Below are 3,392 nucleotides of genomic sequence, written 5' to 3'. Positions count from 1 at the left end.
AGCCTGACGATGACCTACTCTCACATGGGGAGACCCCACACTACCATCGGCGATGCATCGTTTCACTTCTGAGTTCGGTATGGGGTCAGGTGGGTCCAATGCTCTATGGTCGTCAAGCAAACTTTGAGGGTATCGATACAGTGGCTCTCACACACTCCATCACCCAATTCGTTTACTAGAACAAGTTCTCAATCTTCAATTCTGTATGTCTACACACCAACTTCTTCACGCTTTAACTTGCGTACAGCCACACCAGATCTCTCTTCGAGACCATTTCGGCGTTATATGGCCAAGCCGCACGGGCAATTAGTACAGGTTAGCTCAACGCCTCACAACGCTTACACACCCTGCCTATCAACCAGTTAGTCTTACTGGGCCCTTCAGGAGACTTAAAGTCTCAGGGAAAACTTATCTTGAAGGAGGCTTCCCGCTTAGATGCTTTCAGCGGTTATCCTGTCCGAACGTAGCTACCCGGCAATGCCATTGGCATGACAACCGGAACACCAGAGGTTCGTCCACTCCGGTCCTCTCGTACTAGGAGCAGCTCTTCTCAATTTTCCAACGTCCACGGCAGATAGGGACCGAACTGTCTCACGACGTTCTAAACCCAGCTCGCGTACCACTTTAAATGGCGAACAGCCATACCCTTGGGACCGGCTTCAGCCCCAGGATGTGATGAGCCGACATCGAGGTGCCAAACACCGCCGTCGATGTGAACTCTTGGGCGGTATCAGCCTGTTATCCCCGGAGTACCTTTTATCCGTTGAGCGATGGCCCTTCCATACAGAACCACCGGATCACTATGACCTACTTTCGTACCTGCTCGACCTGTCCGTCTCGCAGTCAAGCTGGCTTGTGCCATTACACTAACCTCCTGATTTCCGACCAGGATTAGCCAACCTTCGTGCTCCTCCGTTACTCTTTGGGAGGAGACCGCCCCAGTCAAACTACCCACCACACACGGTCCGCAACCTCGTTTCGAGGCCTGCGTTAGAACCTCAACGTTATCAGGGTGGTATTTCAAGGTTGGCTCCATGGCAACTGGCGTCACCACTTCAAAGCCTCCCACCTATCCTACACAAATAACGTCAAAGTCCAGTGTGAAGCTATAGTAAAGGTTCACGGGGTCTTTCCGTCTAGCCGCGGATACACTGCATCTTAACAGCGATTTCAATTTCACTGAGTCTCGGGTGGAGACAGCGCCCCCATCGTTACACCATTCGTGCAGGTCGGAACTTACCCGACAAGGAATTTCGCTACCTTAGGACCGTTATAGTTACGGCCGCCGTTTACCGGGGCTTCGATCAAGAGCTTCGCTTACGCTAACCCCATCAATTAACCTTCCGGCACCGGGCAGGTGTCACACCCTATACGTCCACTTTCGTGTTTGCAGAGTGCTGTGTTTTAAGTAAACAGTCGCAGGGGCCTGGTATCTTCGACCGGCAGCAGCTTACGGAGTAAATCCGATCACCATCACCGGCGTGCCTTCTCCCGAAGTTACGGCACCATTTTGCCTAGTTCCTTCACCCGAGTTCTCTCAAGCGCCTTGGTATTCTCTACCTGATCACCTGTGTCGGTTTAGAGTACGGTTTCAATACAGCTGGAGCTTAGAGGCTTTTCCTGGAAGCATGGCATCAATCACTTCGGCATCCGTAGATGCACCGTCATCACCTCTCGGTATTAAGAGACCGGATTTGCCTAATCTCTCTACCTACCGGCTTAAACCACGACAACCAACGCGTGGATGACCTAGCCTTCTCCGTCCCCCCTTCGCACTGTATTCAAGTACAGGAATATTAACCTGTTTCCCATCGACTACGCTTTTCAGCCTCGCCTTAGGGGCCGACTCACCCTGCCCCGATTAACGTTGGACAGGAACCCTTGATCTTTCGGCGTGCGGGTTTTTCACCCGCATTATCGTTACTCATGTCAGCATTCGCACTTGTGATACCTCCAGCAAGCTTCTCAACTCACCTTCAACGGCTTACACAACGCTCCTCTACCACTTGCCATAAATGACAAGTCCGTAGCTTCGGTACTATGTTTGAGCCCCGTTATATCTTCCGCGCAGGCCGACTCGACTAGTGAGCTATTACGCTTTCTTTAAAGGGTGGCTGCTTCTAAGCCAACCTCCTAGCTGTCTGAGCCTTCCCACATCGTTTCCCACTTAACATAGATTTTGGGACCTTAGCTGACGGTCTGGGTTGTTTCCCTTTTCACGACGGACGTTAGCACCCGCCGTGTGTCTCCCGGATAGTACTCACTGGTATTCGGAGTTTGCATGGGGTTGGTAAGTCGGGATGACCCCCTAGCCCAAACAGTGCTCTACCCCCAGTGGTATTCGTCCGAGGCTCTACCTAAATAGATTTCGAGGAGAACCAGCTATCTCCGAGTTTGATTGGCCTTTCACCCCCAGCCACAGGTCATCCGCTAACTTTTCAACGGTAGTCGGTTCGGTCCTCCAGTTGATGTTACTCAACCTTCAACCTGCCCATGGCTAGATCACTCGGTTTCGGGTCTACACCTTGCAACTTGACGCCCAGTTAAGACTCGGTTTCCCTACGGCTCCCCTATTCGGTTAACCTTGCTACAAAATGTAAGTCGCTGACCCATTATACAAAAGGTACGCAGTCACAGAACAAGTCTGCTCCCACTGCTTGTACGTATACGGTTTCAGGATCTATTTCACTCCCCTCACAGGGGTTCTTTTCGCCTTTCCCTCACGGTACTTGTTCACTATCGGTCAATCAGGAGTATTTAGCCTTGGAGGATGGTCCCCCCATATTCAGTCAAGATTTCTCGTGTCCCGACCTACTCGATTTCACAATGATCAGCTTTCGTGTACGGGGCTATCACCCACTACGGCCAAGCTTTCCAGCTTGTTCCACTAACATTCACATTGCTTAAGGGCTGTTCCCCGTTCGCTCGCCACTACTTAGGGAATCTCGGTTGATTTCTTTTCCTGAGGGTACTTAGATGTTTCAGTTCCCCTCGTTCGCCTCTTTACCCTATGTATTCAGGTAAAGATACCTGCCTTATGACAGGTGGGTTCCCCCATTCGGACATCGCTGGATCAAAGCTCGTTTATCAGCTCCCCAACGCTTTTCGCAGATTACCACGTCCTTCATCGCCTCTGATTGCCAAGGCATCCACCGTATACGCTTAGTCACTTGACCATATAACCCGAAAGGGTCTATGGGGCGGGTTCAGAGTTAATCCATCGCACAAGCTATGGCGACAGACTCCAAACTCACCGGACTGTACGATAAGTTTTTACGCTTGAGTCAGTGTGCTGCATTGTCGATTCGGCTAAGAACAACAACACAACATACAGTTTTTTCTCGCTTCTCTTTCGAGAAACTTTTGAGAACTCTTCTAGATTGTTAAAGAAC

General features: G+C 50.8%; 2 rRNA genes. Both read right to left on the bottom strand.

Annotated features, from left to right (window positions below):
* Nucleotide 1 precedes the first annotated feature (1 nt).
* A 5S ribosomal RNA gene (gene rrf / locus IYN85_RS25365) occupies nt 2-117 on the bottom strand.
* A 168-nt stretch (nt 118-285) separates the two neighbouring features.
* Nucleotides 286-3,176, bottom strand: a 23S ribosomal RNA gene (locus IYN85_RS25360).
* Between the last annotated feature and the right edge of the window lie 216 nt (nt 3,177-3,392).

It is taken from the genome of Reinekea sp. G2M2-21 (assembly GCF_015687175.1).
Classification (GTDB): domain Bacteria; phylum Pseudomonadota; class Gammaproteobacteria; order Pseudomonadales; family Natronospirillaceae; genus Reinekea.
The sequence above is the reverse complement of the archived record's forward strand: the minus strand, read 5'-3'. Positions and strand labels throughout refer to the sequence as shown.